Genomic DNA, 24534 nt, shown 5'->3' with positions numbered 1-24534 from the left:
CCTAGTAAATCAAATTACCGATAGGGTTAAGCAGCTTGCTTAAGCCTTTATTAAAGTGTAAAGCACTATTTACAACAGTAAAGCACAAACATCCTCTTGTTGTTGCTGGTTGATGGTGATGACGAGCATCCAACCAAATGAAATCACCTGGCACGTAGCTGCCTTCTTCATCAGAAAACTCACCGTCAAGTAATAAGGTTAGCTCAAAACCTGTGTGCGTGTGATGCGGGATCTCTCCTCCTGCTTCGATTTGTAACAAGCTGGCTCTTAATTCCCCATCGTCTAGCTGTAGCCTAGACCGTGACAATTTACCCAGTTGAATAAAGTTGCTTCTGTCTGTGGCTGCTATGGCTCTAGGCAATGTTGCTTGCTTGCTCTGGTAACTGACGAACTGCGGCTCATACGCTTTTATCGTGTCAACATCATCGTTGTTGGTGATTAATGAGAAAATGTCCTCAAAATCATCGTTGTCAAAGGGAGAATCAACGTCTTCAAACTCTTGCGTTGCATTAGCCGCTTCTAAGGCTTCAACTTTTGCTTGGCAGCATGAGCAGAACTCTAAGTGAGCTGACACAGCTATACTCAGCGTTGCTGGCAACTCTCCAATGCTATATTGGGAAAGTAGCTGCTCTGATGGATGGTGCTTAATCATTACTGTCTCCCATTTCTGCTCTTAGTTTTTGCAAAGCTAACCTTAATCTAGATTTTACCGTGCCTACAGGAATGTCTAACTGTTCTGCCAACTGTTCCTGTGACATCTGTTGAAAGTATACCCCTTTAACTACGTCCTGTTGGGCTGGGGGAAGTTTACTTATGTGCTCTTTGATTTTTCTATCTTGCAGATGGTCACCGAAACCATCTTCAATTACGTGTTCATCTTGCAGCAATGGCCATATTTCTTCACTGAGATGTTCTTCTTTGTTACTTTTCATTTTTCTCAGTGCGTCGAATGACGCGTTTCTCATTACTGTGTACACCCATGTGGTCGCTGCGCCTTTGTCTGGGTGATAAAGATGCGCTTTTCTCCAAACTGATGTCAGCGTATCTTGAACCAACTCCATTGCTAATGCTTCGTTACCAAACTGCTTGATGCCAAATCGCTTGATTTTTGGCGCAAAATACTCAAACAAGGTTGCAAAAGCGCGTTTGTCTCGCAAGTTGGCAACTTTGCAAAGAGCATCAGATAAAGCTTGGGAAGGCGCTTGTTCCATATTTTTACTATTTCTCGCGACATTGGGTGAATCGCATGTGGATACTTGGTCGACCATAACTCGTTATCTTCAATGTTTATCGATAACGATATTTACGCAAGCCTGTATCTAATGGATCACTGTGATTTGTATAAAATAGTATGGAGGAAATTTACCACTTGTTCAAAGTTTACAGATGATTTAAGTTTATGTTTTTCTGCATCTTTCATTGGTAACAACTCAAGCCAACGACTTGCTACCCAAACGGGATCGTCGAAATGCTTTTCTCGATATAGCGCATCAATCTCGGGATTCTGTACAAAAACATCTGATAGCATATCAGCCATTTCACCCGCGAAGTCAGATTGTGAAGGTTCAACGTCACACCAAACCGGCTGCTCAATAATAGATATTGTAGCGTGTCTCAAGTTTTGCTCATCTTGAAATGGATCTGCAATTGTCACTCTGTGTTGAGCCGCAACGTCAATCAGTAGTTGGCCCCCCTTATCTTGAGAAAAGTCAACGATTCGTACGTACATCCCTTCACTTGGTACATTTAAATATGCATTCTCAACATGTGGGCACAGAACAAAACCCTCGTCTCGTTTTAACGCATTTCCGACCATAGTCAGATATCGAGGTTCAAAGATTCTAAGCTTTGTATATCCACCTGGTAGCAGAAATACCGGAAGTGGAAAGAGTGCACGGATCATAATTACCTACAGGTTGATTAAATTATGTAGTTAGTTACGAGTCGCTATAAATTTACGATCAATATGAAACGAGCCACTGATAAGTTTTTAAATTAACTTTATTGTTTTTAAATTGAATACCCTCTGCTTCAAGCAATTTTCGTTGTTGTTGGTACTTTTCGCTATTTTCATCAAACGAGATTTTACCCTGACTATTAACAACTCTGTGCCAAGGCAGTGAGCTTTCTGGCGGTAAACATTTCAACAACCGCCCTACTGCACGTGACTGGTTTTCAGCGCCAGCCAACTTAGCAAGTTGACCATACGCGGCTACCTTTCCTTGAGGAATCGCACCAATTAGCGTATAAACGCGCGCTTTGAACTCTGCATCGAGTCCCTTACTTTTGTTCGGCATAGCTCGCTCCTATGTGTTTAAATTTGTCCCAAATAACTCTTGCAACTGGTCCATGATGGCGAGCCTGTTTTCTAAATGCATGTATCTTCGCGGTAAAAGTACTTTGCCTGTCAATTACATTAATTTGTTCTAAAAGCCCCGCGTCGATTTCAGCCTGACAGTGGCTTAGACTGATCATGGCAAAGCCAGTGCCGCTGAGCAAAAAAGACTTGATTGAAGCGATATCATCTAACTTCATCATGCCAGCACCTCTGGCATAAGCTAGACGCTCGCTATCAAAATTAAAACCGCTTTCAAACATTGCTAAGCAAGGAAAACTTTGTAGCTGCTCATAATTGACTGAGGTAGGTAATAAGCCTTTTTTTGCCACCAATCCCAAGCGGATCTCCCCTATCGCTATCGATTCTAGATCACCTGTTGCATGGAATAAATCGAACCAAGGGCCAATGCCTAAGTTAGCTTGTGCATTGTTAACTTGCTCAAGCGCTACAAAGCGCTTGCCACTAGTGATGGCCATTTCAGTATGAGGAAATTGCTTAAATACATCACTTATTACTTGGTTATATTGAGTTTGATAGCAAAGTGGCTCATAGCAGATATTAAATCGGGCTTCATTACCCAAAGAAAACTCTTTAGCAAGAGTTTGTAAGTCGTCACGCAATACTAATAACTTTGCAGACTCATCACAAAATCGTCGGCCCTTTTCGGTTAAAGTGACACGATAATTATTGCGATTAATAAGGGGGAAACCAAGTTGCTCCTCAAGCCTTTTAATTGCTTGTGTAAGTGCAGGTTGTGTTTTATACAACTGTTGCGCGGCTTCACTCATGCTATTTGCACTGGCGATAGCTTGAAGTATCTCTATATCTGAAATTTTCATAACTAAAATTTATCAAGATTCTAAAATTATATAATTTTTATTTTATATGGATTTCAAATATTCTTCAGCACAAGTTTTTCATCAATTAGATAGATGGAGTTATTACATGTATAAAACTGCTGCAATACTAATGTTGCTGGCACTACTGCTGGGCTGTCAAGATAAGGAGTCAAGCCAAGTTGAATTAGAGCCGCTTCGTCCAGTAAAACTGGTCACCGTTGCAAACAGCGACGCCAGTGATATCAGAAGTTTTCCTGCGGAAGTTGTTGCGAATCAAGGCTCATATTTGGCATTTAGAGTAAATGGCGAACTCATGGAGTTTCCTGTTTTAGCCGGTCAAGAAGTTAGTAAGGGACAGTTACTGGCAAAACTAGACCCAGAAGACTTCCAATTACAGTTAGAGCAACGTCAGGCGCAGTTTGAGCTGGCCTCTTCGCAACTTGCACGTCTAGAGTCGCTGTATAAAAAGTCTATAGCAAGCAAATCAGAGTACGACCAAGCGCTAGCCAATAAGCAAGTTGCTGAATCGGCGTTAAAAATAGCAAAAACGAACTTGCAAAATAGTGAACTGCGCGCGCCATTTAGTGGCACTATTGCCAAAGTGTTCGTAAAAAATTATGAAAATGTGGTTGCGAAGCAAAATATCTTACGTTTAGAAACGCGAGATATGATGGATGTGGTTATTCAAGTTCCAGAAAAGCTTGTGGCACGTGTAGACAAAGAGTTTGACTACCATCCTAGCGTGGTTTTTGATGGCTTTCCTGACAAATCGTATGAGCTTACAATAAAGGAGTGGGACACGCAGGCAGATCCTGCAACGTTAAGTTATAAAGTTGTTTTTACTTTACCCATTCCTAAAGATTTTAACCTGCTTGCGGGTATGACAGGCCATGTTTACATTGACCGCAACAAAGTTACTCATGGTGCTAAAAAGAAACTATATGTGCCTATTTCAGCTGTTTTTTCTGAACGCACTGAGACGATAGCCGACAACGCCTATGTATGGGTTTACGACGAAAGCACTCAATTGCTGCATAAACGCGCAGTCTTGATAGGTAAGATGCACCATCAGGATATTGAAGTGACGAGCGGGCTCAACGGTGGAGAGATCATTGTAGGTGCAGGTGTACATCATTTAAAAGAAGGACTCAAAGTTAGACCTTGGACCAAAGAGCGAGGGCTGTAATTATGAACCTAGCTAAATGGTCAATCGAAAATAAGGTAATTAGCTGGATGTTTGCCTTACTTCTTTTGGTAGCAGGGGCAGTTTCATATCTAGGCTTAGGGCAGCTTGAAGATCCAGAATTCACGCTTAAAAAAGCAATGGTGGTGACATTATATCCTGGCGCTTCGCCGCAACAAGTGGAAGAAGAAGTCACATTTGTCATTGAAAATGCTATTCAACAACTGCCTTATGTTGATTACGTTACATCAATCTCTTCGGCTGGCAAATCTCAAATTACAGTAGAGATGAAAAGCATCTATCGAAAACAAGATTTAAAACAAATTTGGGATGAGTTAAGGCGTAAGATTAATGATTTAAAACCGAACCTTCCCCCGGGGGTTTACGCGCCGAAGGTCATCGACGACTTTGCTGACGTATATGGTGTTATGTACGCAGTGACAGGTGAGGGTTACTCCTATGATGAGTTAAAAGACTACGTTGATTATTTGAAACGTGAATTGGTTTTAGTTGATGGCGTAAGTAAAGTAACCGTCGCTGGGGAGCAACAAGCGCAAGTTGTTGTAGAGGTTGCAACTCAAAAATTATCGCAACTAGGTATCTCCCCTTCTTATATTTTTGGTCTGTTACAATCACAAAATAGTGTATCTAATGCTGGAAAAATCCGCGTTGCAGATGAGTCTATTCGGTTACACCCTACCGGAGAGTTTCAAGATGTTAAAGAGCTTGAGCACCTTCTTATTTCAAAGCCCGGTGCAAAAGAGCTTATTTACTTAGGAGATGTTGCCAAGGTAAGTCGTGAATACGCTGAAGTCCCGAATCATATTACCCGTTACAACCAACAGCGAGCGTTATTGGTCGGCGTATCGTTTAGCTCAGGTGTGAATGTTGTCGACATCGGCAAAGCCATTAATAAACATCTGATAGATTTAGAGTACCAGCGCCCACATGGGATGGAAATAAATACGGTTTATCATCAGCCCAATGAAGTAGAAAAATCTGTAGATGGCTTTATTGTTAGTCTGTTAGAAGCCGTCGCAATAGTCATTGTTGTTTTACTGTTATTCATGGGTGTGAAAAGTGGCTTATTAATTGGTGCGGTATTGCTGTTGACCGTGACCGGTACATTTATTTTCATGAAAATTTTTGCAATTGACCTACAGCGTATTTCTTTGGGGGCTTTGATCATCGCGTTAGGTATGCTGGTTGATAATGCCATTGTTGTTACTGAAGGTATCTTGATTAACCTAAAGCGTGGTCAAACAAAACTACAAGCTGCAGTTAATATTGTGGGCCAAACCAAGTGGCCATTACTGGGCGCGACTGTGATTGGTATCACTGCATTTGCCCCAATTGGTTTAAGTAGTGATGCCAGTGGAGAGTTTGCGGGTTCGCTTTTTTGGGTGCTACTTATTTCGTTGCTCTTAAGCTGGGTCACTGCGATTACTCTGACGCCATTTTTTGCAGACTTGCTTTTTAAAGCGCCTAAGCACACTGGCTCAGAGCAAGATAGTGATCCGTATAAAGGTATAATATTTAACATTTACAAAGCTCTGCTGTCATTTTCACTGAAGCATCGTGCATTAACTGTAGGGTTGATGTTGGTGTTGCTAGCCACATCGATTGTGGGTTTTAAGTCAGTAAAGCAATCATTTTTTCCGGCATCTAATACCCCGATGTTTTATGTGGATTACTGGCATTACCAAGGTGCTGATATTCGCAGTACAGCGGATAACTTGGCGGTGATTGAATCGTTCTTGCAAGCTCAACCGTTAGTAGAGGAAGTGACAACAACTATTGGTCAAGGTGCACCTAGATTTATGTTGACCTATGCACCTGAAAAGCAATATGCCGCTTACGGTCAATTGATTGTGCGTGTTAGCGACAGAGAGGCGGTCAAAACAATGATTTCTAAGCTAAGAGCGTTTGAGCAAAATAACTTTCTTGCGGGTGAGCTTAAAATCAAACGTATGGAAATTGGCCCTTCGACCGATGCCAAAATCGAAGCGCGTTTTTCCGGTCCTGATCCAGTTATTCTTCGCCAATTGGCTGCAAAGGCCAAACAAATACTGGCTAAAGACGATGGCGCATTTAACATTAAAGACAACTGGCGTCAGCGTACTAAGGTACTTAGACCGGCGTTTAACGAACAGAAAGCACGTCGTTTGGGAATAAGCAAAAGCGATGTAGATCAACTATTACTGACCACTGTCTCTGGGAACAAAGTTGGCTTATATCGTGATGGAACACAACTGCTGCCGATAGTGGCACGCTCGCCAGAAGAAGAGCGTAAAAATGTCGAAAATTTAAATGATTTACAAATTTTTAGCCCAGTTTTAGGTGTTTATGTACCAATCACTCAAGTGGTTGACGACTTTAAAGTGATGTGGGAAGACCCCCTCATCATGCGTCGAGACCGAAAACGCACTATCACGGTTATGGCAGACCATGATGTGATAGGTGATGAAACGCCAGCAAAGTTATTTGCAAGGGTCCGTGGCGAAATAGAAGCCATTGATTTACCTCATGGTTATGAAATGGAATGGGGGGGCGAGTTTGAATCGTCTAGCGAAGCGCAAAAAGCAATTTTTGGTTCGCTTCCAATTGGCTATTTAGCGATGTTTATGATCACCGTTCTATTATTCAACTCGTTGAGGCAGCCTTTGGTTATTTGGTCTACTGTACCGCTTGCCATTATCGGTGTTACGGCAGGTTTAGTTGCACTGAATGCGCCATTTAGTTTTATGGCCTTACTTGGCCTGTTGAGTTTATCAGGTATGTTGATTAAAAATGGCATTGTGCTAATTGACCAGATCAACCATGAATTAGCGCAAGGTAAGGCACCGTATCAGGCGGTATTTGATTCTGGCGTAAGCCGTGTACGGCCAGTTTCAATGGCGGCTATCACCACAATTTTAGGCATGATCCCCTTACTGTTTGATGTATTCTTCAAATCTATGGCGGTAACAATTATGTTTGGGTTGGGGTTTGCTACCATTCTAACGCTCATTGTCGTGCCTGTGATGTATTGCGTTGTTTTTGGTATAAAGCAACCAACATAATCAGGTATGCAAATAAGACAAAGCCACCGACTCTCGGTGGCTTTGCTTTTTAAGCGAGAGCAATCTTTTTATTTACCTCTATTGGTGTATAGATTTGCGTTTCTTAAACTTTTAAAGTCGTTAAAATTGACGCCATAGCGTTTCATTATCGGCAAAACGTTTGCAGCAATCAGTTGGCGGATATAAAAAGGTTGGTTTGGCACAAAGTGGTGAATGGTATGTGTTGCGCCAAAATTAAAGCAAAATAGCTGAAATGGTAACATCACCCAATGGTTCAGTACGTGGGTTTGTTCAAGTAAATTAGTAACGCCACCATAGTAATGCATTGAAGATGTAACAAAGTTAAGGCAAATAGAACGTAACATATTAGGTAATATCAGCACGACCATGAGTATATCAACCCAGTACATTGCGTCGATGAGCCATATCGGATATGTCAACGTACCACGGCTGAGCATGTTCACACCATGAAACAGCAATGCACTATAGAGTATCGCAAAGTAACATGTAGTGATTGGAAATCCTGAGTTAAATAGCGAAAAGAAGTTAAAACCTTTAATCTCTTTGGTATAGCGCTTTTGCATAAGTAACAGGCCGAGTAACCCATCAACAATTACAATCGCTCTGATGAGTGGGTTTTTAATGCCGTTACCTACCAAGCGTTCTTCTATATCTTGCGTTGAACCAGATGTTTTATGATGATGTAAATGAATATGCCTACGATACCAAGGGTTGATTGTATTGGGCCGCATCAGCCAAACAATCAGCAACATCGTATTATGAGCTAACTCATTCGATTTAAAGTATTGCCTATGAATAAGATCATGTTCAAGCTCATGAGATATTGATGCAAAAAAGGCTGAGATCACGATGCAAGTGAGCGCTGAAACCGTTCCTTGTATGTATAAGACACCTATGCTAACCATCCCGACTAAACTAAGCAGCAAAATTAGGAGGCTGATTTGGTTTTGGTACTTTAAAATAGGATATCGTTGTCTTAGAGCGCGCTCTTGTTGCTTTATTTGCGTGACGATGTGCTGGATGTTTTTACGTGTATTTGTGTTGGTCATGTTAAAAGGCGTAGGTAAATAAAAGCTGGCTTTTAAACCAGCTTCAAAATGGACATTTAAAGCAGCGCTAAAATTGTTTCAGCTTTACTCAACTCAAACTGCTTTGGTGCTTCAACATTGAGTGTTGTTACAACCCCGTTTTCGATAATCATGGCATAGCGTTGTGAGCGCACACCACCGAAGGCTTGGGTATCCATATCAAGGCCTAGCGCTCGGGTAAAGCTTGCGTCACCATCAGCGAGCATTTTTAGTTCAGAGGCGTTTTGTGACTCGCCCCAAGCCTTCATTACAAATGCATCATTAACGGATACGCAGGCGATAATATCGACACCCTTAGCTTTTATTTTATCAGCCAATGTAATAAAGCCTGGAAGGTGCGACTCTGAACATGTAGGTGTAAATGCTCCTGGTACGGCAAACAGCACAACTTTTTTATTTGCGAATAATTCACTTACTTGATGATTAACCATACCATCAGCCGTTAACTCACTGAGTGTTGCTTGAGGAAGTGATTGTCCTTGTTCGATCATGACTTTGCTCTCTTTGTGAATGGAATAGCTAGTGTAGTACTAAAAGCCGTCGCTAAACACGGATAAATATTATGGGTATTCGTGTAATGCTTGAAAACGTGCTGCCAATATTATGCGAGGGTTTAAATTCGATTAAACCCTATACATTACCATAAAAGCCTTTGAAAACGGCTACAGTACCGCAATCTTCTTCGCTTTGCTTGCGTACAAACTCTACATCTTGTTCAATCAGATTGACGTGGTTTTTATAAAAATCGTTGGCTTATAAAAACCAATTTTCTAAAAGGTCAGTTTATACACAGACAAGGGTTGAAACCCCTGCCCTTGCCTTTGAGTTTAAGACTCACTGCTTTTTAAGAGAAAGCGTGCCGGGTTTGCGTTTTGGTACACGTGTGTGTTTAGGCTTTTGAGCTGACTTTTGATGCGGGTCATTTGATTGATTTTTTGTAGTGTTGGGTTTGCGAATCGACGCTTTTAATTCTTTTTTATTAGGATCGATAGACCCCTCTTCGGTTTTTGCTGAGTCAGAAATTGAGTCATTGATAACTTTCATTTCAGCATCCGTGAGATGACGCCATTGCCCCGGACGCAGGCCATTTAAATTTACGTTCATAATGCGAACTCGTTTGAGCTTAGTCACTTCATAGCCTAAATATTCGCACATTCGGCGGATTTGCCTATTTAGCCCTTGTGTTAACACAATCGTAAATGTGTGCTCTGAGTTCTGTTTAACAAAGCACTTTTTAGTAACCGTATCCAAAATTGGCAGGCCGCCCGCCATGCGCTCAACAAAACGTTTATTAATGGGTCTGTCTACAGTAACCACGTATTCTTTTTCATGGTTATTACCCGCACGTAGAATTTTATTGACGATATCACCTTCGTTGGTGAGAAAAATTAATCCCTCAGAAGGTCTATCTAATCGGCCGATTGGGAATATTCGCTCCGGGTAATCAATGGCACTGACAATATTGCTTCTTATTTTTTTTTCTGTTGTGCAAGTGACGCCTACCGGTTTGTTGTAGGCGATATATACACGTTTAGGTTTTGCTTTTAATGGTTTATTGTCAATTAAGACTTGGTCATCATCGCTGACCTTTAAGCCCATTTCGGGTAAGTTACCGTTGACTTTAACGCGACCGGTTTCAATAAGTTTGTCTGCTTCTCTACGTGAACAGAACCCTGTTTCGCTTATATATTTATTGAGTCGAGTTAATTGCGCCACCGAGCACCCTTTGAAAAAGTATAAAAACCGTATTTTAAACGAATCATGATAAAAATGCTTATTTTTATCTATGTCGATTGGTTAAACCAGCCTAATCTTTGTGGCGCTGCGCGATTTTTAGGCTTAAATGCTTCAGCACGTACTCAAATGGTCCGTGAGTGAAGTATCTTGTGTACAAAGGAGCAAGTAAAAGCTGTAGGGCGATACCAACAAACGCCAGCTCTACGTAGTCAATGCGGTTATAACTAGCTCGAGCTTGTGGATTGAGCCATACAAAGTAGCAGATCATGATGAACGATTGCATTAAATAGCATGTTAACGCGACTTTTCCGACTGCTTGAACTGGCATAAGCAGTACACGCCCAAAGCTGATTTTTGCGTTTAAATGCGTAACAAGTAACGCACCAAATAATGCATTAACCCATACGAGCGCTTCGTTTATTCCAGCATATTTTTGGCCGTCTATAGTCTCAAGCGCTATGCTCGTAGCGGATAATATAAATATTGCACTGATAGTAAGTGTTAAATGTGCTTTGTTTAAGCCTAATGTGAAAATTTGCTTTTTGAAGCAATACATGCCGATAAGCATAAGACCAAGCGCATTCCAAAGGGTTAAAATAGGAAGCATCAATAACATGATGGCGGTCATTGCTACATTGTGTATGAGCAGGCTTGGTAAATCGCTAGGAGCGCTGGTTACTAAAAGCTCAAATTGCGCGCTTTGCCGAGAAATCATTTCATCGGTTGAAGTAAATGAGAGCAAAAGCAGAAGTGTACAGCTTAAAAAGAACAAGGCTATACCGTGGTGTAAAACCCGCTGGTTGTTTGCGTTGAGGTAAGACAAAGCCAAAAAGCCGGCAATGCCATAGCTAAGGAGGATATCCCCAGGCCATACAAAAATACTGTGTAGTATACCTATAATCCCAATAGCGATGAGCCTAGGTTTGAGTGATTCTATATTATTTCGCTTACTAAATTGTATAACCAGTGCTGCACCAAAGAGCATACAAAAGAGTGTTCGGAACCGACTGTCTAGCAACAAAAGGTTTAAATATTGAATTATCTGGTCGCTTAAAACGGGCACTTGTGGCCTCACATAGCCCGTTTCAAACAAAGCGAAGTAGTAGCTATTAAGCAGCAATAAACCCAGTACCGCAATGCCACGCAAACTATCGAGCTGAGAAATCCTGTTCATGTAAACTATTTTACTCTATATCAGAATAGAGTTTCATTATACATATCTGCCCAACGAATAGCTTCAACATGAAAATCAGGAAGACGGCCATCATCAATGTTCAATAGGCTACATGCTTCTTGTAGCTGCCACCAACTGCCACTTTCGTAGGCTTTAACCACGTTCAAAATGTAATAGAGTAAGTTATGTTTGCCCATTAATGCATCGTGCAGTTCTTCAGGGAATGGTAGTCTGGATACCACCTGCTCCATGGGCCTATCTAAAATTGCATCTAGCAATGAAAATAAACCAGTTAAAAAGCTCATGTTTTTAATGTTTGGGTTAACTGATTTGGCAATGAGTTCACAAAAGCGCGAACGTACAATGCTTAATCGGGTAAGTTCGGTTGGTTTTCCTTCAGCGACATGGGCTGTCATGATTAGGCCGACAAATTTCTTGATGCGTTCATCACCAAGGTAAACAAGTGCCTGTTTCAGCGACTCTATACGGTTTTTAAGAGGAAAAACACCAGAGTTTATTAACCTTAAGAGTTTATAAGCCAGGGCTGTATCTTGCGCAAATAAGCGTGCTATTTTATCTATATTCATGTTTTTACGTAACACTTCTGAATATATGAGCATTACAATAGCGTGGTTTGTTTCAATGTCGTTTTGTTGAATAACTCTGGGTTTGGCGAAAAAGTATCCTTGGAAAAAATGAAATCCCATGGCTCTAGCTTGCTCAAACTCTTCTTCTGTCTCAACTTTTTCAGCTAGTAGCTTCATGTTTTTTCTTTTTTTAAACTCATCAACCAACTCTTTGATTGAATCTAACGAATTTTGCTGAATATCAAATTTAACTAATCGAATTAGCTTTAAAAATGGCTCCCACTTTCTTGTGTATTCGAAATCGTCAAGCGCAAGTCGATAATCTTGGTGAAACAACTCTCTGACTTTTTCGTAGTTTTCCGAAGTAGGGTCAATACTTTCCAGCAACTCTAATATGACATCTCTAGCTGGCAAAAAGTGGGCAAGCTCTTGCTTTAAAGAATCAGGGCCAATATTTATCAATGCTTTTTTACCCGATGTGAGGTAACGAGTTCCCAAGTTTAATTGGTTATCCATAATGAGCTTTGCTGTAGCAACATCGTCAGCAATATCGGGAAAACTGTTCCTAGTGCCGTCTCGAAATAATAACTCGTAAGCCACCACCTGTTTACGGCGGTTAAAAATTGCTTGTCGAGCAACAAAAACCTTCAAAAGTTGACTCCTCGGTATTTGCCACTTCAAATGTAGCACTTTATTATTTATATAAAACGCAATTCTAAACCTAAATGACTAAAATTAATATAGGGCTAAGGCATTAATAAGCATGAAAGTTAATTCAATAACTATAGCATCTAAAAAGAAAAAAGCAGGCTCTTAGCCTGCTCTTTGATATCGATGTTACAAAATTGCATAGTTATATTTGCAATTGTTATCGAAATTTTCATTTACTCATACAGTTGCAATATATAATCCTTTGCAGATGACTGCCATGTAAACCTCGCCTGAGCCGCATTTTTAGACAGCTGAGTATATTGCTCAGGAGCAGATTGATATGTTGTTAATGCAAAATTAAAGGTTGCTATTAATTGATCACATTGTTGTTCCAGATCTTCCCCTGAAAAAGTAAACCCATTTTGTAAGTGCTGTACGGTATCAGCAAGACCGCCTACTTGGTGAACAAGACATGGTTGCCCTGCTCTCATAGCGAGCATTTGACTTATTCCACAAGGCTCAAAAGAGCTAGGCATCAGAAATAAATCACCCAAATGGTATAGATAGTCGCCAATTTTTTGCCCATATCCGTTTAAATAAAGTACATTTTCATGGCGTGCCATCACCTGTGTAAAGAGATTTTCCAAGTGGGGATCGCCAGAGCCTAATATAATTATCCTTGCGTCAACCTCTAATGCCAACTGAGCGAGTTTATCTAGCACAATCCCTTGCTCAGTATTTTGTCTAAGCAACAATGCTTTTTGATCGGTTAATCGGCCGACACTTGTGATAAGCGGCCCGTTTGCTGCTTTGTTTTGCCATGCTTTTAGTCGTTGATGCGCAATATAATGGCACGACAATAGCGCTGGTTGCTTTGACATCCATCTAATCAGTTCGTCATTAACTAGATTGTAGTAATCAGCAAGAGATATTTGAGATGATGCATTTTGCTGGTTGTAATGACAGCCATTGAGTATACCAACGAGCTTGCCTTGCCGTTTCGCAATGTGCATATCATGCTCTAATCCTTCGCCGCCAAAGAATCCCCTATCAGGTTCACTACTGTGTAGTACTTCATCACTATATGTAGGAGAAACAACATGTACTTTGTCTGCCAAAGTGATGGCACTGCGCATAGGGTTAAAGCAATGCGGGTGGTGATGGTCGCAAAGTTGTTGACCATTATAGCTAAGTGTAGGAAACCAAGCCTCTAAAGAGGATTCGTCATGTCCAAATGGCCTGATCCCTTGCAGTGCTAAATTATGTACGGTGTACACTGTTTTAAGCTGTTTTAAATAAACAAATCGAGGGCTAAAATGTTGTAACACGCTAACGCATGCTGCATGCCAGTCATGTAGGTGCAAAACATCCAGCTCATCAAACATTTTATGCTCTATTGCTTCACATACCGCAGCGTTAAAAAATGCAAATTTAGTCGCATCTGTTGCAAAAGGACGATTATGATCGTCATTGCAATAAATACTACCTTGGTGCTCACTAAACAAAGAGTGGGAAATCACATACTGTGTCACGCCTTCGCTTTGCTCAACTTGCCACAAGGTAGCGGTTTCTAAGTGTTGGCGAAATGGTACGGCAATATCGCCGATGAACGATCTATTTAACTTACTTTGCCCATAATCGGGCACCACAACTTTGACGCTAATACCCTGTGCACTTAATGCATAGGGTATGTCACGGATCACATCCGCAACACCGCCGACTTTACAATTTGGCAGCCGATCATTTTCAGCTGCGACCATTAATACCCGCATGTTATGCCTTATCTATGCAGTTTGAAGTTTGTCTTTTTTCGCCAGTTGCTTTTGATTGTAAGCAAGTAACATTTCTCTAGTGACGAGCACTATACCTTTATTTGTTACTCTAAAGCCATTGTCTTTATCCAAATTAGGGTCAAAACCAATTTCCAACCCTTCTGGTAAATGACAGCCTCTGTCGATGATAGCGTTACGTACTTTGCAGTTGCGCTCAATTACTGCACCTGGTAGCACCACTGACCCTTCAATATCACAGTATGAGTGAACATGAACATTGGAAAACAATAGCGATTTCTTAACTTTGGAACCGGAGATGATACACCCTCCAGATACTGTCGAATCTACTGCCATGCCACGGCGGTCGTCATCATCAAAAATAAACTTTGCAGGAGGAAGTTGCTCTTGATAGGTCCAAATTGGCCACGATGGATCATATAAATCAAGTTGCGGCTCTGGAGAAACAAGCTCCATATTCGCTTCCCAAAAAGAATCCAGCGTACCCACATCGCGCCAATAGGGTTGTCCTTCATGACTTGGATCACGAAATGGAAAAGCAAACACATTATGCTCTTCAATAATGGCTGGAATAATATCGTGACCGAAATCTCGACCAGAGCCCTCACGCTCTGCATCTTGCTTTAACTGTTCAAATAAAAACTCTGTGTTAAATACATAATTACCCATAGAGGCAAGACAAACACCGTCTTTGCCTGGAATCGAAGTTGGATGCTCTGGCTTTTCATCAAAGCGACGTACACGTTTGTCGCCGTCAACGGTCATTACACCGAAGGTATTTGCAGCTTCTTCACACGGTACTTCAATACAACAAACGGTCATGTCGGCACCCGTTTCTACGTGTTTGGCTAAAAGCGCGCCATAGTCCATACGATAAACGTGGTCGCCTGATAGGATCATTACATATTTAGGTAATTCGTGGCGAATAATGTCCATATTTTGAAAAACAGCATCTGCCGTACCACAGTACCACTCATCGCCATATCGCTGTGATGCCGGTAAAATCTCTACAGACTCCCCTAACTCCTTTTTAAAGTGACCCCAAGCGCGATTAACGTGACGAATAAGTGAATGCGACTTATATTGTGTCGCAATACCAACCCGTCTAATTCCTGAGTTAATACAGTTTGATAGAGGGAAATCGATGATCCTATGTTTACCACCAAAATATACAGCAGGCTTAGCACGCCAATTGGTTAATTCATGTAAACGAGAGCCTCGACCACCAGCTAAAATTAAAGCGTAGGTTTCTCTGGTTAAGCTACTTATGTAGCGGTTTGCGTAACTGGGCATAACTTTCTCCAAATATCCTTGTGTCGTGGTCTATTGCATTGGCGCAAGGCGCCAGATTTCATCGCAATATTGCGAAATGGTTCGGTCACTGGAAAAACTTCCACTGGCCGCGGTATTTAAAATGCTTATACGAGTCCAAGTTGGTTGATCTAAATAAGTATCGGATGCTTTTTGTTGCGCATCTATGTAACTTGCAAAGTCATAGGCGGTAAGCCATGGATCTTGAGGGCTTTTGATAGCGTTAATTAAATCATCAAACACACTAGGCTCTAATAAATTGAAGTGACCGCTCTCTAGCAGGCGCATCACTGCATTTAAATTAGGGTCTTGAGATATAATTTTTTGTGGATTGTAACGGGCACGTATTTCATCGGTTTGCTCTGCATGTGCGCCAAACAAGAAAAAGTTATCAGCACCCACGTTATCACGGATCTCAATATTGGCACCATCCAATGTGCCGATGGTGATAGCACCATTCATCATAAACTTCATGTTACCGGTACCAGAAGCTTCTTTACCTGCTGTAGAGATCTGTTCTGACAAGTCAGTAGCCGGGCAAATCGCTTCCATGGCAGTAACATTATAGTTTGGAAAAAATGCAACTCTCAGATAAGGCTTTGCTTTTTCGTCACTATTGATAACTTCTGCGACATTGTTAATCAGTTTTATGATTTTTTTCGCCATATAGTATCCAGGCGCGGCTTTTCCACCAATTAGCACACATCTAGGAGCAAGAGATTGCACATCGCCTTTTAAAATTCGGTCGTATAGGTGAATAACGTGCAATATGTTAAGGAGTTGGCGTTTGTATTCGTGAATGCGTTTAACCTGTACGTCAAACATCATGTTTACATCAAACTCAACACCGCAGCGCTGCTTAACCAAATCACACAATCTTTGTTTATTGGCTGTTTTGACTTTTTGCCACTGCTTGTGAAACTTTTCGTCGTCGTAATAGCGTCGTAACTGCGATATTTCGCTGTAGTCGGCTATCCAGCCCGAGCCAATTTTGTCACTAATCAGTTTACTTAAACTCGGGTTACAATGGGCAAGCCAGCGTCTCGGTGTTACACCATTGGTTTTATTGTTGAATTTTTCTGGCCAAAGTTCGTAGAAGGTTTTAAATAAACCAGACTTTAGTAGCTCGGTGTGAAGTGCCGCCACACCATTGACAGAGTAGCTACCAACAATGGCTAGGTAAGCCATGCGCACTTGTGGCACGTCACCCTCTTCAATTAACGATAACTCTCGCTGTTTATTTACATCACCTGGCCAGTGAAGTGAAACTAGCTTGAGGAAACGGGCATTTATCTCGTAGATAATCTCCAATAATCTAGGAAGTAACTTTGCAAATAATGGCACTGACCATTTTTCTAATGCCTCTGGCAATAACGTATGGTTGGTGTACGCCATTGTTTGAGTGGTTATCTGCCAAGCTTCGTCCCAACTCAGCTCATAAACATCAACAAATAGCCTCATTAGCTCAGCAACAGCAATACTCGGGTGCGTGTCGTTCAATTGAAAAACATGATAATCAGCAAAGTCGCTAAAGTTAGCGCCATATTGTTCTACCCACTGTAACAAGATATCTTGCAAGCTCGCACTTGAGAGAAAATATTGTTGGCGTAAGCGTAATTCTTTACCATTTTCGCTGCTGTCATTCGGATAAAGCACCATGGTGATCTGCTCTGCTAAGTTCTTTTTAGCAACGGCTTCTGAGTAACTTCCTGCATTAAATTCTGTCAGATCAAATTCGTCAGTTGCTTCTGACTTCCATAAGCGTAAGGTATTTACTACGCCATTCTTGTAACCTGGAATTGGCACATCGTAAGGCACCGCTAGCACATCTTGCGTATCTACCCATTGCCTATGTTCTCTGCCACTTCTATCACGGAAGGTTTCGACATGACCAAAAAATTTAACGCGCTGAGATTGCTCGGGTGCAGCTAACTCCCAAGGGTGTCCTTCTCGAAGCCAATTATCTGGGTGTTCTACTTGATTACCCTGTTCGATGGTTTGATTAAACATGCCATATTCGTAGCGAATGCCATAACCAATGACTGGTAGCGCCAAACTGGCACAGCTATCTAAAAAGCATGCAGCTAAGCGTCCTAAGCCACCGTTACCGAGCCCAGCGTCGTGCTCTGCTTCTCCCACGCTTTCTAAATCAGCACAGTATTGTTTAAGTGCACTCTGTACACCTTTTTGTAAATCGAGATTTAGAACAGCGTTGCCAAGCGCTCGGCCCATTAAAAACTCAAGAGATAAATAAGCTGCTTTGCGTGTTTTCTGTTGTTTAAGGAATTGATTTGTTGCTCTGCAACGTGACACAAGTCTATCGCGAATGGTCATAGCCAATGCGTGATATAGATAGAGTTGCGACTCGCCTACTTTGTCTCGTCCTAACGTGTAGTAAAAGTGACGCATCAAATCGTCACTGAAGGTACTTTCATCAAGTTTCGGTGCTTCTTGCCAATGCTTTACTACGCACACTTGAGCGCTTTTTTTAGCCATGAGTAATTCCTTCATTTACAGATGTAAAAACCCAACTAGATTGGGGAGAAATAGAAATCGACTGCTCGATAACGTCTACACTTTTGCAACTAGTGAGTGCCAATTGCCATTGCTCGCTATAGGGAGCAGCTGGAAAGGTCATGTCTAAAGGGTCTTTAGCCGCATTAAACATAATCATTAGAGCGTTTTGCTTTTGCTTATCGACAAGCATATAAACTAACCACTGACGGTTAGCTTCGTGCCATTGTTGTGGGAGCATAGGCTCGCCATGCTCGTTAAGCCAATGCACTGAAAAGCGACTATCGTCAGTGTGTATATAAAAAGGGTGTGAAAAGGCATCAAACTGTTTGCGTAATGCGACCAGTTCTTTGATAAAAACTGTAAGACTGTGATTGAACTGAGAAGACTTCCATGCCAACCAGTTGCTTCGGTTGTCTTGGCAGTAAGCGTTGTTATTTCCACCTTGAGAGTGGCCAAACTCACTGCCAGACGCAATCATTGGCACTCCTTTGGAAAGAAACAGCGTGACTAAGGCATTTTTTTGCATTTTCAAGCGCAAAGAGGTGATCTTAGGATCGGTAGAAAAGCCTTCTTTACCGCAGTTCATAGAGTGATTGGCACCATGTCCGTCAAGGTTTTGCTCGCCATTCGCTTCATTGTGTTTGTGCTCGTAACTAACCCAGTCAGCTAAGGTAAATCCGTCGTGGCTGGTTATAAAGTTGATAGAGCTTAATGGACCTCGTAGGTTATGCTCGAACAAATCGTGTGAGCCATGAATACGCTTGGCAAGCTCCGGTAAAACGTTGATATCGCCTCGCCAAAACCGTCTTACGGTATCACGGTACTTGTCGTTCCATTCTCGCCATGGAGCGGGAAACGCACCAAGTTGATAGCCACCGGGGCCGATATCCCAAGGCTCTGCAATGAGTTTAACTTGCTGTAATATCGGGTCTTGAATCACGGCTTGTAAAAATGCATGGTAGCGATTAAAGCCATCTGCATTTCTGGCCAAAATAGTTGCAAGGTCAAATCTAAAGCCATCTACACCCATCACCTCAACCCAGTAGCGTAAGCTATCTAGCACTAAACCGAGCGCGTATGGGTCATCAATATTCACAGTGTTACCACATCCTGTGTCGTTGATATAGACGTCGGGCTGCCCAAGTACACTGCGATAATAGCCTTGATTATTGAGGCCTTTAAGCGACAATGTTGGGCCATCAACACCGGCTTCTGCTGTGTGGTTGTAGACTACATCTAAAATCACCTCAATGCCTGCTTGGTGTAATGTACGCACCATAGATTGAAACTCGCGCACATCCCCATTACACAAGTATGCTTTATGAGGAATGAAAAAGTTAAGTGTGTTGTAGCCCCAATAGTTGGTTAGCCCCTTGGTTGTAAGGAACTGTTCACTAACAAACGTTTGCACAGGTAAAAGTTCAAGTGTTGTTACGCCTAAAAACTTAAGATGGCTGATAAATGCGGGCTCGCAAAGGGCTGCAAAAGTCCCTCTTAATGCAGGTGGTATTTCACGGTGCCGAGCGGTTGCCCCTTTGACGTGACATTCATAGATAACGGTTCTTGACCAAGGAACCTGAGGCTTTGGGCTGTCGTATTTGTCGATAGCAACCACTTTTGACTTGGGCATATCAATCGCATTATCAGAGAGGCTTAGTTTGCCGACCGGCATGTGACAAAAATGTCGCTCACTCCATGTAAACTCGCCGTGTAAGTCTTTAGCATAAGGGTCGAGTAAAAGCTTATTAGCATTAAACAGCTTTCCTTTTTGCGGGTTATATTCGCCTTCTGCTCGATACCCATATAAGGCACCCACATTAAGAGGAGAGACATGTACGCTCCAAATACCGCCTTCATGCAGAAACATCGCAATGCGCGCTGTTTCACTATGACCGCTGCTGTCAAATAAACACAATGACAAGGAAGTGGCTTCTGGCGCGTAAACGGCAAAATTTACCCCATCGTCTATCACTGTACTGCCAAGCGGGCGACAGCTACCCCGTCTTGAATTTAACATTGCTTATCCTGTGATCCAGTTTAAGTAAAGTGTTGCTAGAGGCGGAATGCTGATCACGATGCTGTGCTCAAAGCCATGTGAGGGCGTCGGTTCAGTTTGAATGAGTTGTTGCTTTGACCCCACCACTTTAACACCAGAGCCAAACAGATCTTTATCATCGGTATTAAGTGCAACTTCATACACGCCAGCTCTGGGGACACCGACCCTGTATTGGTGATGTACTAAGGGAGCCAAATGGCTAATGACGACGGTGAGATCGTTGCGCTCTTTACCAAAACGAGCAAAGCTGAACAAACTGTGAGCAGCGTTATTGCAGTCTATCCATTGAAAGCCCGCAGGTGTATGGTCACATTCATGTAGTGCAGGGGTAGCGGTATAAAGCGTATTTAGTTTTTTAATTACCTTTTGAATGCCATTATGCGACTCATGTTCAAGCAACTGCCAATCTAAGCCTTGGTTGTGATCCCATTCGTGTCTGCTGGCCAGCTCACTGCCCATGAACAGTAGTTTTTTGCCCGGATGCGCAAACATAAATGCAAAGTAAGCTCGAAGGTTTGCGAATTGTTGCCAATCATCGCCAGGCATCTTACTTAATAAAGACCCTTTGCCATGCACTACTTCATCATGACTAAGTGGTAGAATGTAGTTTTCAGAGTAGGCATACGCCATTGAAAATGTCATTTCATGATGGTGATGCTGGCGATAAAGTGGATCGCGACTCATATAGCTTAAGCTATCGTTCATCCAGCCCATGTTCCATTTAAAACCAAAACCGAGTCCATTGTTATCGACCGTATTGGTAACGCCAGGCCACGCTGTTGACTCTTCGGCAATCATCATAATGCTTGAGTCTGCTCCATAACAGCGAGTATTAACTTGTTGTAGGCAATCGATAGCGCCTAGGTTTTCGCGGCCACCATACTTGTTAGCGATCCACTCTCCGTCTTTACGGCTGTAATCAAGATATAACATCGATGCAACGGCATCTACGCGCAAGCCATCAATCTTAAACTCCTCTAGCCAATACATGGCATTTGCGAGTAAGAAGCTTTTCACCTCTGGGCGGTCGTAATTATAAATATAGGTGTTCCAGTCTGGGTGAAAGCCCTGGCGGCTATCAGCATGTTCATATAAGTGTGTGCCATCGAATTTGTGTAAGCCGTGCGGATCAGAGGGGAAATGCCCGGGTACCCAATCAATCAATAAACCAATATCTTCGTCGTGGCAGCGTTCAGTAAAATAGATAAAATCTTCAAAGCTGCCAAAGCGACTCGACGGAGAAAACAAGCCTACTGGTTGATATCCCCAAGAGCCATCAAATGGATATTCACTGATTGGCATCAATTGTAGGTGTGTGAACCCCATATCTTTAACATATGGGATTAAATCGTCTGCAAGCTCACGGTAGGTCAGGTAACGATTGTCTTCATCGACTCGACGTTTCCAAGAACCTAAATGTACCTCATAGATACTAACGGGCGCACTGACATGATTGCGCTTTGCACGCGCACTAAGCTGACTTTGCGTTAAGGCTTTATGTTGTTTAAGGGGCTGTAACACCGACGCGGTACCTGGCGCCTGTTGCATTTTAAACGCGAAAGGATCGGCTTTGTCTTGTACGTTGCCGTAATTATCTACAATGGCGTATTTATAGCATTGGTTTGGTTTTAACGCTGGTATAAACAATTCCCATACACCACTTGCCGGATGAAAACGCATGAAGTGCTCACATCGGTTCCAGCAATTGAAGTCGCCAATCACAGACACGCTTTTGGCATTGGGTGCCCAAACTGAAAACCGCACACCTTCAACGCCCTCATGTGTTATGAAATGCGCGCCAAGATGTTGGTAGGCGTGCTCGAGTGTCCCCTCGTTAAACAAATAAAGTGCTTGTTCGTCCAAGTGACATCCAAAACGATAAACATCGTGTTTCACTTGCTTGTGCTTGTCGTACTGAACAACGAGTTTATTTTCGTGTGTCAATGGTCGGCTTAATGACAGCAAAAACAGATCGCTAGATAAGTAACGCTTAAGTTTAGTCGCGGTTTTCCCTTGCTCAATACTCACTGAGTCGGCACCGGGTAAATAGACCCTAAGCTCATACTCTGTCGCAGAAACAGAATGTAACCCTAAAAAGGAAAAGGGATCAGCAAAGCAACCACTTTGTAATGCATTTAGCTGTTGTGAGTAATCTTGAACGGGTTTGCTTGTTGATACTACACTGTTCATAATCCTTTCCTGCTTTGAGTTATTGAATTTATAAAATCACTTTTATTAGTAAAAATGTCGCTGATATTGTTCTTTAACCGGCGCCGCCAGTTTGGGTACTCAAGGTACGTGCCGGGAATATTGACGGGTAAGTCTTGTTCGTCTAAATCGTCAAGTTGAATGCACAACATGGATGCGCTTGATTTAGATAGTTGTGTGATCAAAGACTCATACACCAAGTTAGCGTTGCTTTGCTTGTTGAAATGACTAACGCCCGCCTTTTCAAACCAACGTAATAACCGGTCTTTTTCGTTATCACGTTTGCTTTGTTCATTAGATAACGCTTGTTCATCTAATAGGTCGTATTGGCTTTTTACGATCAGATCTTTGCCCTGCCACCAAGCGTTAAATGGCGGTACGTCATGGTTTGCCACCATTAATAGCACATGGCTTCTAATATGTTCTGGTTGAACAAACTCGCCGTTTTGGTCTTTCTCAAAATAAAAAAGCACATTTCCCAGCATGTTGGCGTCGAGCATAACGGAGCGCACTTCAGGTGGAACCACGCCTAGATCTTCACCAATGATCATGGTTTGCTGTAGTTGCGATTCTATTTTTAGAAGCGCAATAAGGTGCTCAAACGGGTAGTAAACGTAACAGCCTTGTTGTGAACCTTGCACTGAAAAACACCACCATAAGCGCCGAATTGCCATAACATGGTCAATGCGAAGGCCACCGACTGATTTCATGTTACTGCGCAGTAACTGTTTAAAAAATTCAAATTTGTTGGTGCGTAGTTTAATCGGGTTTAGTGCTGGCAGGCCCCAGTCTTGGCCTGCTTCTGCCCATGGATCTGGCGGTGCACCCACATGAGCATTACCAGCATATAGAGTCTTGTTTGCATTAAACTCTAAGCTGTCTTGTGCACACCCTACGGCTAAATCATTGATTAAGCCAACGGCCATTCCACTTTCTATGCTAAAGCGCTGACAACGGTTAAGCTGCTGTCTTGCAAGAAACTGCCAATAAATTTGGCATTCATCGTTGTTAAGCACTTCTAATGGTTTGGCAAATTCGCGCTTAAAACACGCAAATGCATCTACCGATTTAGACGTTTTGTGTTGCTTAAAATGGTGGTAGAGCATCTCAAGCAAGCGATACTTTTGCTCGCTTACTAAATTATAATCAACAAAAGGCTCTTTTTTGTGCGACTTTAAGGCGGCTAAAGACAGCGCTAATTCATGCTGAATCTGTGTGCTTTGCTCAAAGTCGTCGCACCAATCAATGGCAATATACAGCGGGTTGAGTAAACCGCGATGATTTGGGCTATAAGGGCTTACTCTGTGCTGTTGCTCTTTAAACAACATATGCAGGGGGTTTAGCAAAATGTAGTCACAGCCGTGACTGGCGCTGTGCTTTACTAACTCATGTAAGTCTGCAAAATCGCCAATGCCAAGGTTTCTATCGCTAGCTAAGGTATAAAGCTGCACAGAGATACCACAAGAAGGGTGTTCGGGTTGTTTATAGCACTCGCTAGGTATCGACCAAATTTGTGTTTGATATGTGCCCGATGGTAAACAGATATTGGCATCGAAATAGCCGATTGGCAGCGCTGTTATTTGATAGGCGACTTCAACATAGCGGACTCCCTCAAACAAATACTCTCCTATAACAGCACCACTTGTTAATGCAAATTGATGCTCGTAATTGAGCGCTTCAATGCACAGGTTTGCAATGCCATTTAACTGACTATCGGGCAGTCGCAGCTTAAGTAGTGAGTCATGTTGTTCAACCATACATACATCACCAACAACATTGAGCCATGGTGCTATGTCTAGGTCAAAATTTAACTTATCTATATGAGATATATTGTCAGTATCGATACCACAGCAGCGTAATGCTTGCGCTCTGGTTTGATGTTCAAACACGACATGCTCGCCGGTGTATTTTGTATAGTCGTAGCCAATACCGTGCAAGTAAAACAGCTGAGATAATCCCTGCATATAGGCGA

At 42.2% G+C, this 24534-nt stretch carries 18 protein-coding genes; 2 read left to right on the top strand and 16 right to left on the bottom strand.

Features of this window, described 5'->3' with window-relative positions:
- Window position 1: 1 nt before the first annotated feature.
- Genes GDK41_RS16885 through GDK41_RS16865 form a run of 5 tightly spaced genes read right to left on the bottom strand, consistent with a single transcriptional unit; the run spans window position 2 to window position 3177 of the window.
- Complete coding sequence (locus tag GDK41_RS16885) at window positions 2-652, bottom strand: ChrR family anti-sigma-E factor (protein ID WP_152087653.1); 651 nt, start codon at window positions 650-652, stop codon at window positions 2-4.
- Window positions 645-1268: a sigma-70 family RNA polymerase sigma factor gene (locus GDK41_RS16880; protein ID WP_152087652.1), complete on the bottom strand. Its 624-nt coding sequence runs from the start codon at window positions 1266-1268 to the stop codon at window positions 645-647. The genes GDK41_RS16885 and GDK41_RS16880 overlap by 8 nt, the downstream gene beginning before the upstream one ends.
- Before the next feature lie 59 nt (window positions 1269-1327).
- On the bottom strand, window positions 1328-1903 hold the full coding sequence (locus GDK41_RS16875) for an LON peptidase substrate-binding domain-containing protein (protein ID WP_152087651.1): 576 nt from the start codon (window positions 1901-1903) through the stop codon (window positions 1328-1330).
- A gap of 58 nt (window positions 1904-1961) precedes the next feature.
- A complete protein-coding gene (locus GDK41_RS16870) occupies window positions 1962-2297 on the bottom strand; it encodes an MGMT family protein (RefSeq protein WP_152087650.1) in 336 nt (111 codons plus the stop codon).
- Window positions 2281-3177 (bottom strand): LysR family transcriptional regulator, encoded by an 897-nt coding sequence (locus tag GDK41_RS16865; RefSeq protein ID WP_152087649.1) that lies wholly within the window; start codon window positions 3175-3177, stop codon window positions 2281-2283. The genes GDK41_RS16870 and GDK41_RS16865 overlap by 17 nt, the downstream gene beginning before the upstream one ends.
- Before the next feature lie 106 nt (window positions 3178-3283).
- Here GDK41_RS16865 and GDK41_RS16860 point away from each other — a divergent pair, with 106 nt between their 5' ends.
- Together GDK41_RS16860 and GDK41_RS16855 are read left to right on the top strand one after the other, a co-directional pair.
- Window positions 3284-4363 carry an efflux RND transporter periplasmic adaptor subunit gene (locus GDK41_RS16860; RefSeq protein WP_152087648.1) on the top strand — a complete coding sequence of 360 codons (1080 nt, stop codon included), beginning with the start codon at window positions 3284-3286 and terminating at the stop codon, window positions 4361-4363.
- A 2-nt stretch (window positions 4364-4365) separates the two neighbouring features.
- Window positions 4366-7422: an efflux RND transporter permease subunit gene (locus GDK41_RS16855; RefSeq protein WP_152087647.1), complete on the top strand. Its 3057-nt coding sequence runs from the start codon at window positions 4366-4368 to the stop codon at window positions 7420-7422.
- A gap of 68 nt (window positions 7423-7490) precedes the next feature.
- Here the strand turns inward: GDK41_RS16855 and GDK41_RS16850 are convergent, their stop codons facing one another.
- The 11 genes from GDK41_RS16850 to malQ form a co-directional block, all read right to left on the bottom strand.
- Window positions 7491-8492, bottom strand: a complete 1002-nt coding sequence (locus tag GDK41_RS16850; RefSeq protein ID WP_152087646.1) for a fatty acid desaturase — start codon at window positions 8490-8492, stop codon at window positions 7491-7493.
- 56 nt (window positions 8493-8548) lie between these two features.
- The gene (locus tag GDK41_RS16845; RefSeq protein ID WP_152087645.1) at window positions 8549-9022 is read right to left on the bottom strand and encodes a peroxiredoxin; all 474 of its coding nucleotides are present in this window, start codon (window positions 9020-9022) and stop codon (window positions 8549-8551) included.
- A gap of 343 nt (window positions 9023-9365) precedes the next feature.
- Window positions 9366-10247 carry a 23S rRNA pseudouridine(2604) synthase RluF gene (gene rluF / locus GDK41_RS16840; protein WP_152087644.1) on the bottom strand — a complete coding sequence of 294 codons (882 nt, stop codon included), beginning with the start codon at window positions 10245-10247 and terminating at the stop codon, window positions 9366-9368.
- A 91-nt stretch (window positions 10248-10338) separates the two neighbouring features.
- Complete coding sequence (locus tag GDK41_RS16835) at window positions 10339-11442, bottom strand: DUF418 domain-containing protein (protein WP_152087643.1); 1104 nt, start codon at window positions 11440-11442, stop codon at window positions 10339-10341.
- 20 nt (window positions 11443-11462) lie between these two features.
- Window positions 11463-12680 carry an EAL and HDOD domain-containing protein gene (locus GDK41_RS16830; protein ID WP_152087642.1) on the bottom strand — a complete coding sequence of 406 codons (1218 nt, stop codon included), beginning with the start codon at window positions 12678-12680 and terminating at the stop codon, window positions 11463-11465.
- A gap of 233 nt (window positions 12681-12913) precedes the next feature.
- Window positions 12914-14452, bottom strand: a complete 1539-nt coding sequence (locus GDK41_RS16825) for a glycogen synthase (RefSeq protein ID WP_152087641.1) — start codon at window positions 14450-14452, stop codon at window positions 12914-12916.
- A gap of 12 nt (window positions 14453-14464) precedes the next feature.
- Entirely contained in the window at window positions 14465-15763 is a 1299-nt protein-coding gene (glgC, locus tag GDK41_RS16820) for a glucose-1-phosphate adenylyltransferase (protein WP_152087640.1), read from the bottom strand.
- 30 nt (window positions 15764-15793) lie between these two features.
- On the bottom strand, window positions 15794-18277 hold the full coding sequence (locus tag GDK41_RS16815) for a glycogen/starch/alpha-glucan phosphorylase (RefSeq protein WP_152087639.1): 2484 nt from the start codon (window positions 18275-18277) through the stop codon (window positions 15794-15796).
- On the bottom strand, window positions 18270-20315 hold the full coding sequence (glgX, locus tag GDK41_RS16810) for a glycogen debranching protein GlgX (protein ID WP_152087638.1): 2046 nt from the start codon (window positions 20313-20315) through the stop codon (window positions 18270-18272). Before glgX ends, GDK41_RS16815 begins: the two co-directional genes overlap by 8 nt.
- 3 nt (window positions 20316-20318) lie before the next feature.
- Window positions 20319-22544, bottom strand: a complete 2226-nt coding sequence (gene glgB / locus GDK41_RS16805; RefSeq protein ID WP_152087637.1) for a 1,4-alpha-glucan branching protein GlgB — start codon at window positions 22542-22544, stop codon at window positions 20319-20321.
- A complete protein-coding gene (malQ, locus tag GDK41_RS16800) occupies window positions 22541-24526 on the bottom strand; it encodes a 4-alpha-glucanotransferase (RefSeq protein ID WP_152087636.1) in 1986 nt (661 codons plus the stop codon). The genes glgB and malQ overlap by 4 nt, the downstream gene beginning before the upstream one ends.
- Window positions 24527-24534: the final 8 nt, after the last annotated feature.

Source organism: Pseudoalteromonas sp. A25, from assembly GCF_009176705.1.
In the GTDB taxonomy this organism is placed as follows: domain Bacteria; phylum Pseudomonadota; class Gammaproteobacteria; order Enterobacterales; family Alteromonadaceae; genus Pseudoalteromonas.
This window is presented reverse-complemented; position numbering and strand designations above follow the sequence as displayed.

What these genes read in the sequence shown, in the direction of transcription:
- GDK41_RS16885 (WP_152087653.1), bottom strand. Translation starts at nt 652, where the DNA reads ATGATTAAGCACCATCCATCAGAGCAGCTACTTTCCCAATATAGCATT.
- GDK41_RS16880 (WP_152087652.1), bottom strand. Translation starts at nt 1,268, where the DNA reads ATGGTCGACCAAGTATCCACATGCGATTCACCCAATGTCGCGAGAAAT.
- GDK41_RS16875 (WP_152087651.1), bottom strand. Translation starts at nt 1,903, where the DNA reads ATGATCCGTGCACTCTTTCCACTTCCGGTATTTCTGCTACCAGGTGGA.
- GDK41_RS16870 (WP_152087650.1), bottom strand. Translation starts at nt 2,297, where the DNA reads ATGCCGAACAAAAGTAAGGGACTCGATGCAGAGTTCAAAGCGCGCGTT.
- GDK41_RS16865 (WP_152087649.1), bottom strand. Translation starts at nt 3,177, where the DNA reads ATGAAAATTTCAGATATAGAGATACTTCAAGCTATCGCCAGTGCAAAT.
- GDK41_RS16860 (WP_152087648.1), top strand. Translation starts at nt 3,284, where the DNA reads ATGTATAAAACTGCTGCAATACTAATGTTGCTGGCACTACTGCTGGGC.
- GDK41_RS16855 (WP_152087647.1), top strand. Translation starts at nt 4,366, where the DNA reads ATGAACCTAGCTAAATGGTCAATCGAAAATAAGGTAATTAGCTGGATG.
- GDK41_RS16850 (WP_152087646.1), bottom strand. Translation starts at nt 8,492, where the DNA reads ATGACCAACACAAATACACGTAAAAACATCCAGCACATCGTCACGCAA.
- GDK41_RS16845 (WP_152087645.1), bottom strand. Translation starts at nt 9,022, where the DNA reads ATGATCGAACAAGGACAATCACTTCCTCAAGCAACACTCAGTGAGTTA.
- GDK41_RS16835 (WP_152087643.1), bottom strand. Translation starts at nt 11,442, where the DNA reads ATGAACAGGATTTCTCAGCTCGATAGTTTGCGTGGCATTGCGGTACTG.
- GDK41_RS16825 (WP_152087641.1), bottom strand. Translation starts at nt 14,452, where the DNA reads ATGCGGGTATTAATGGTCGCAGCTGAAAATGATCGGCTGCCAAATTGT.
- glgC (WP_152087640.1), bottom strand. Translation starts at nt 15,763, where the DNA reads ATGCCCAGTTACGCAAACCGCTACATAAGTAGCTTAACCAGAGAAACC.
- GDK41_RS16815 (WP_152087639.1), bottom strand. Translation starts at nt 18,277, where the DNA reads ATGGCTAAAAAAAGCGCTCAAGTGTGCGTAGTAAAGCATTGGCAAGAA.
- glgX (WP_152087638.1), bottom strand. Translation starts at nt 20,315, where the DNA reads ATGTTAAATTCAAGACGGGGTAGCTGTCGCCCGCTTGGCAGTACAGTG.
- glgB (WP_152087637.1), bottom strand. Translation starts at nt 22,544, where the DNA reads ATGAACAGTGTAGTATCAACAAGCAAACCCGTTCAAGATTACTCACAA.
- malQ (WP_152087636.1), bottom strand. Translation starts at nt 24,526, where the DNA reads ATGCAGGGATTATCTCAGCTGTTTTACTTGCACGGTATTGGCTACGAC.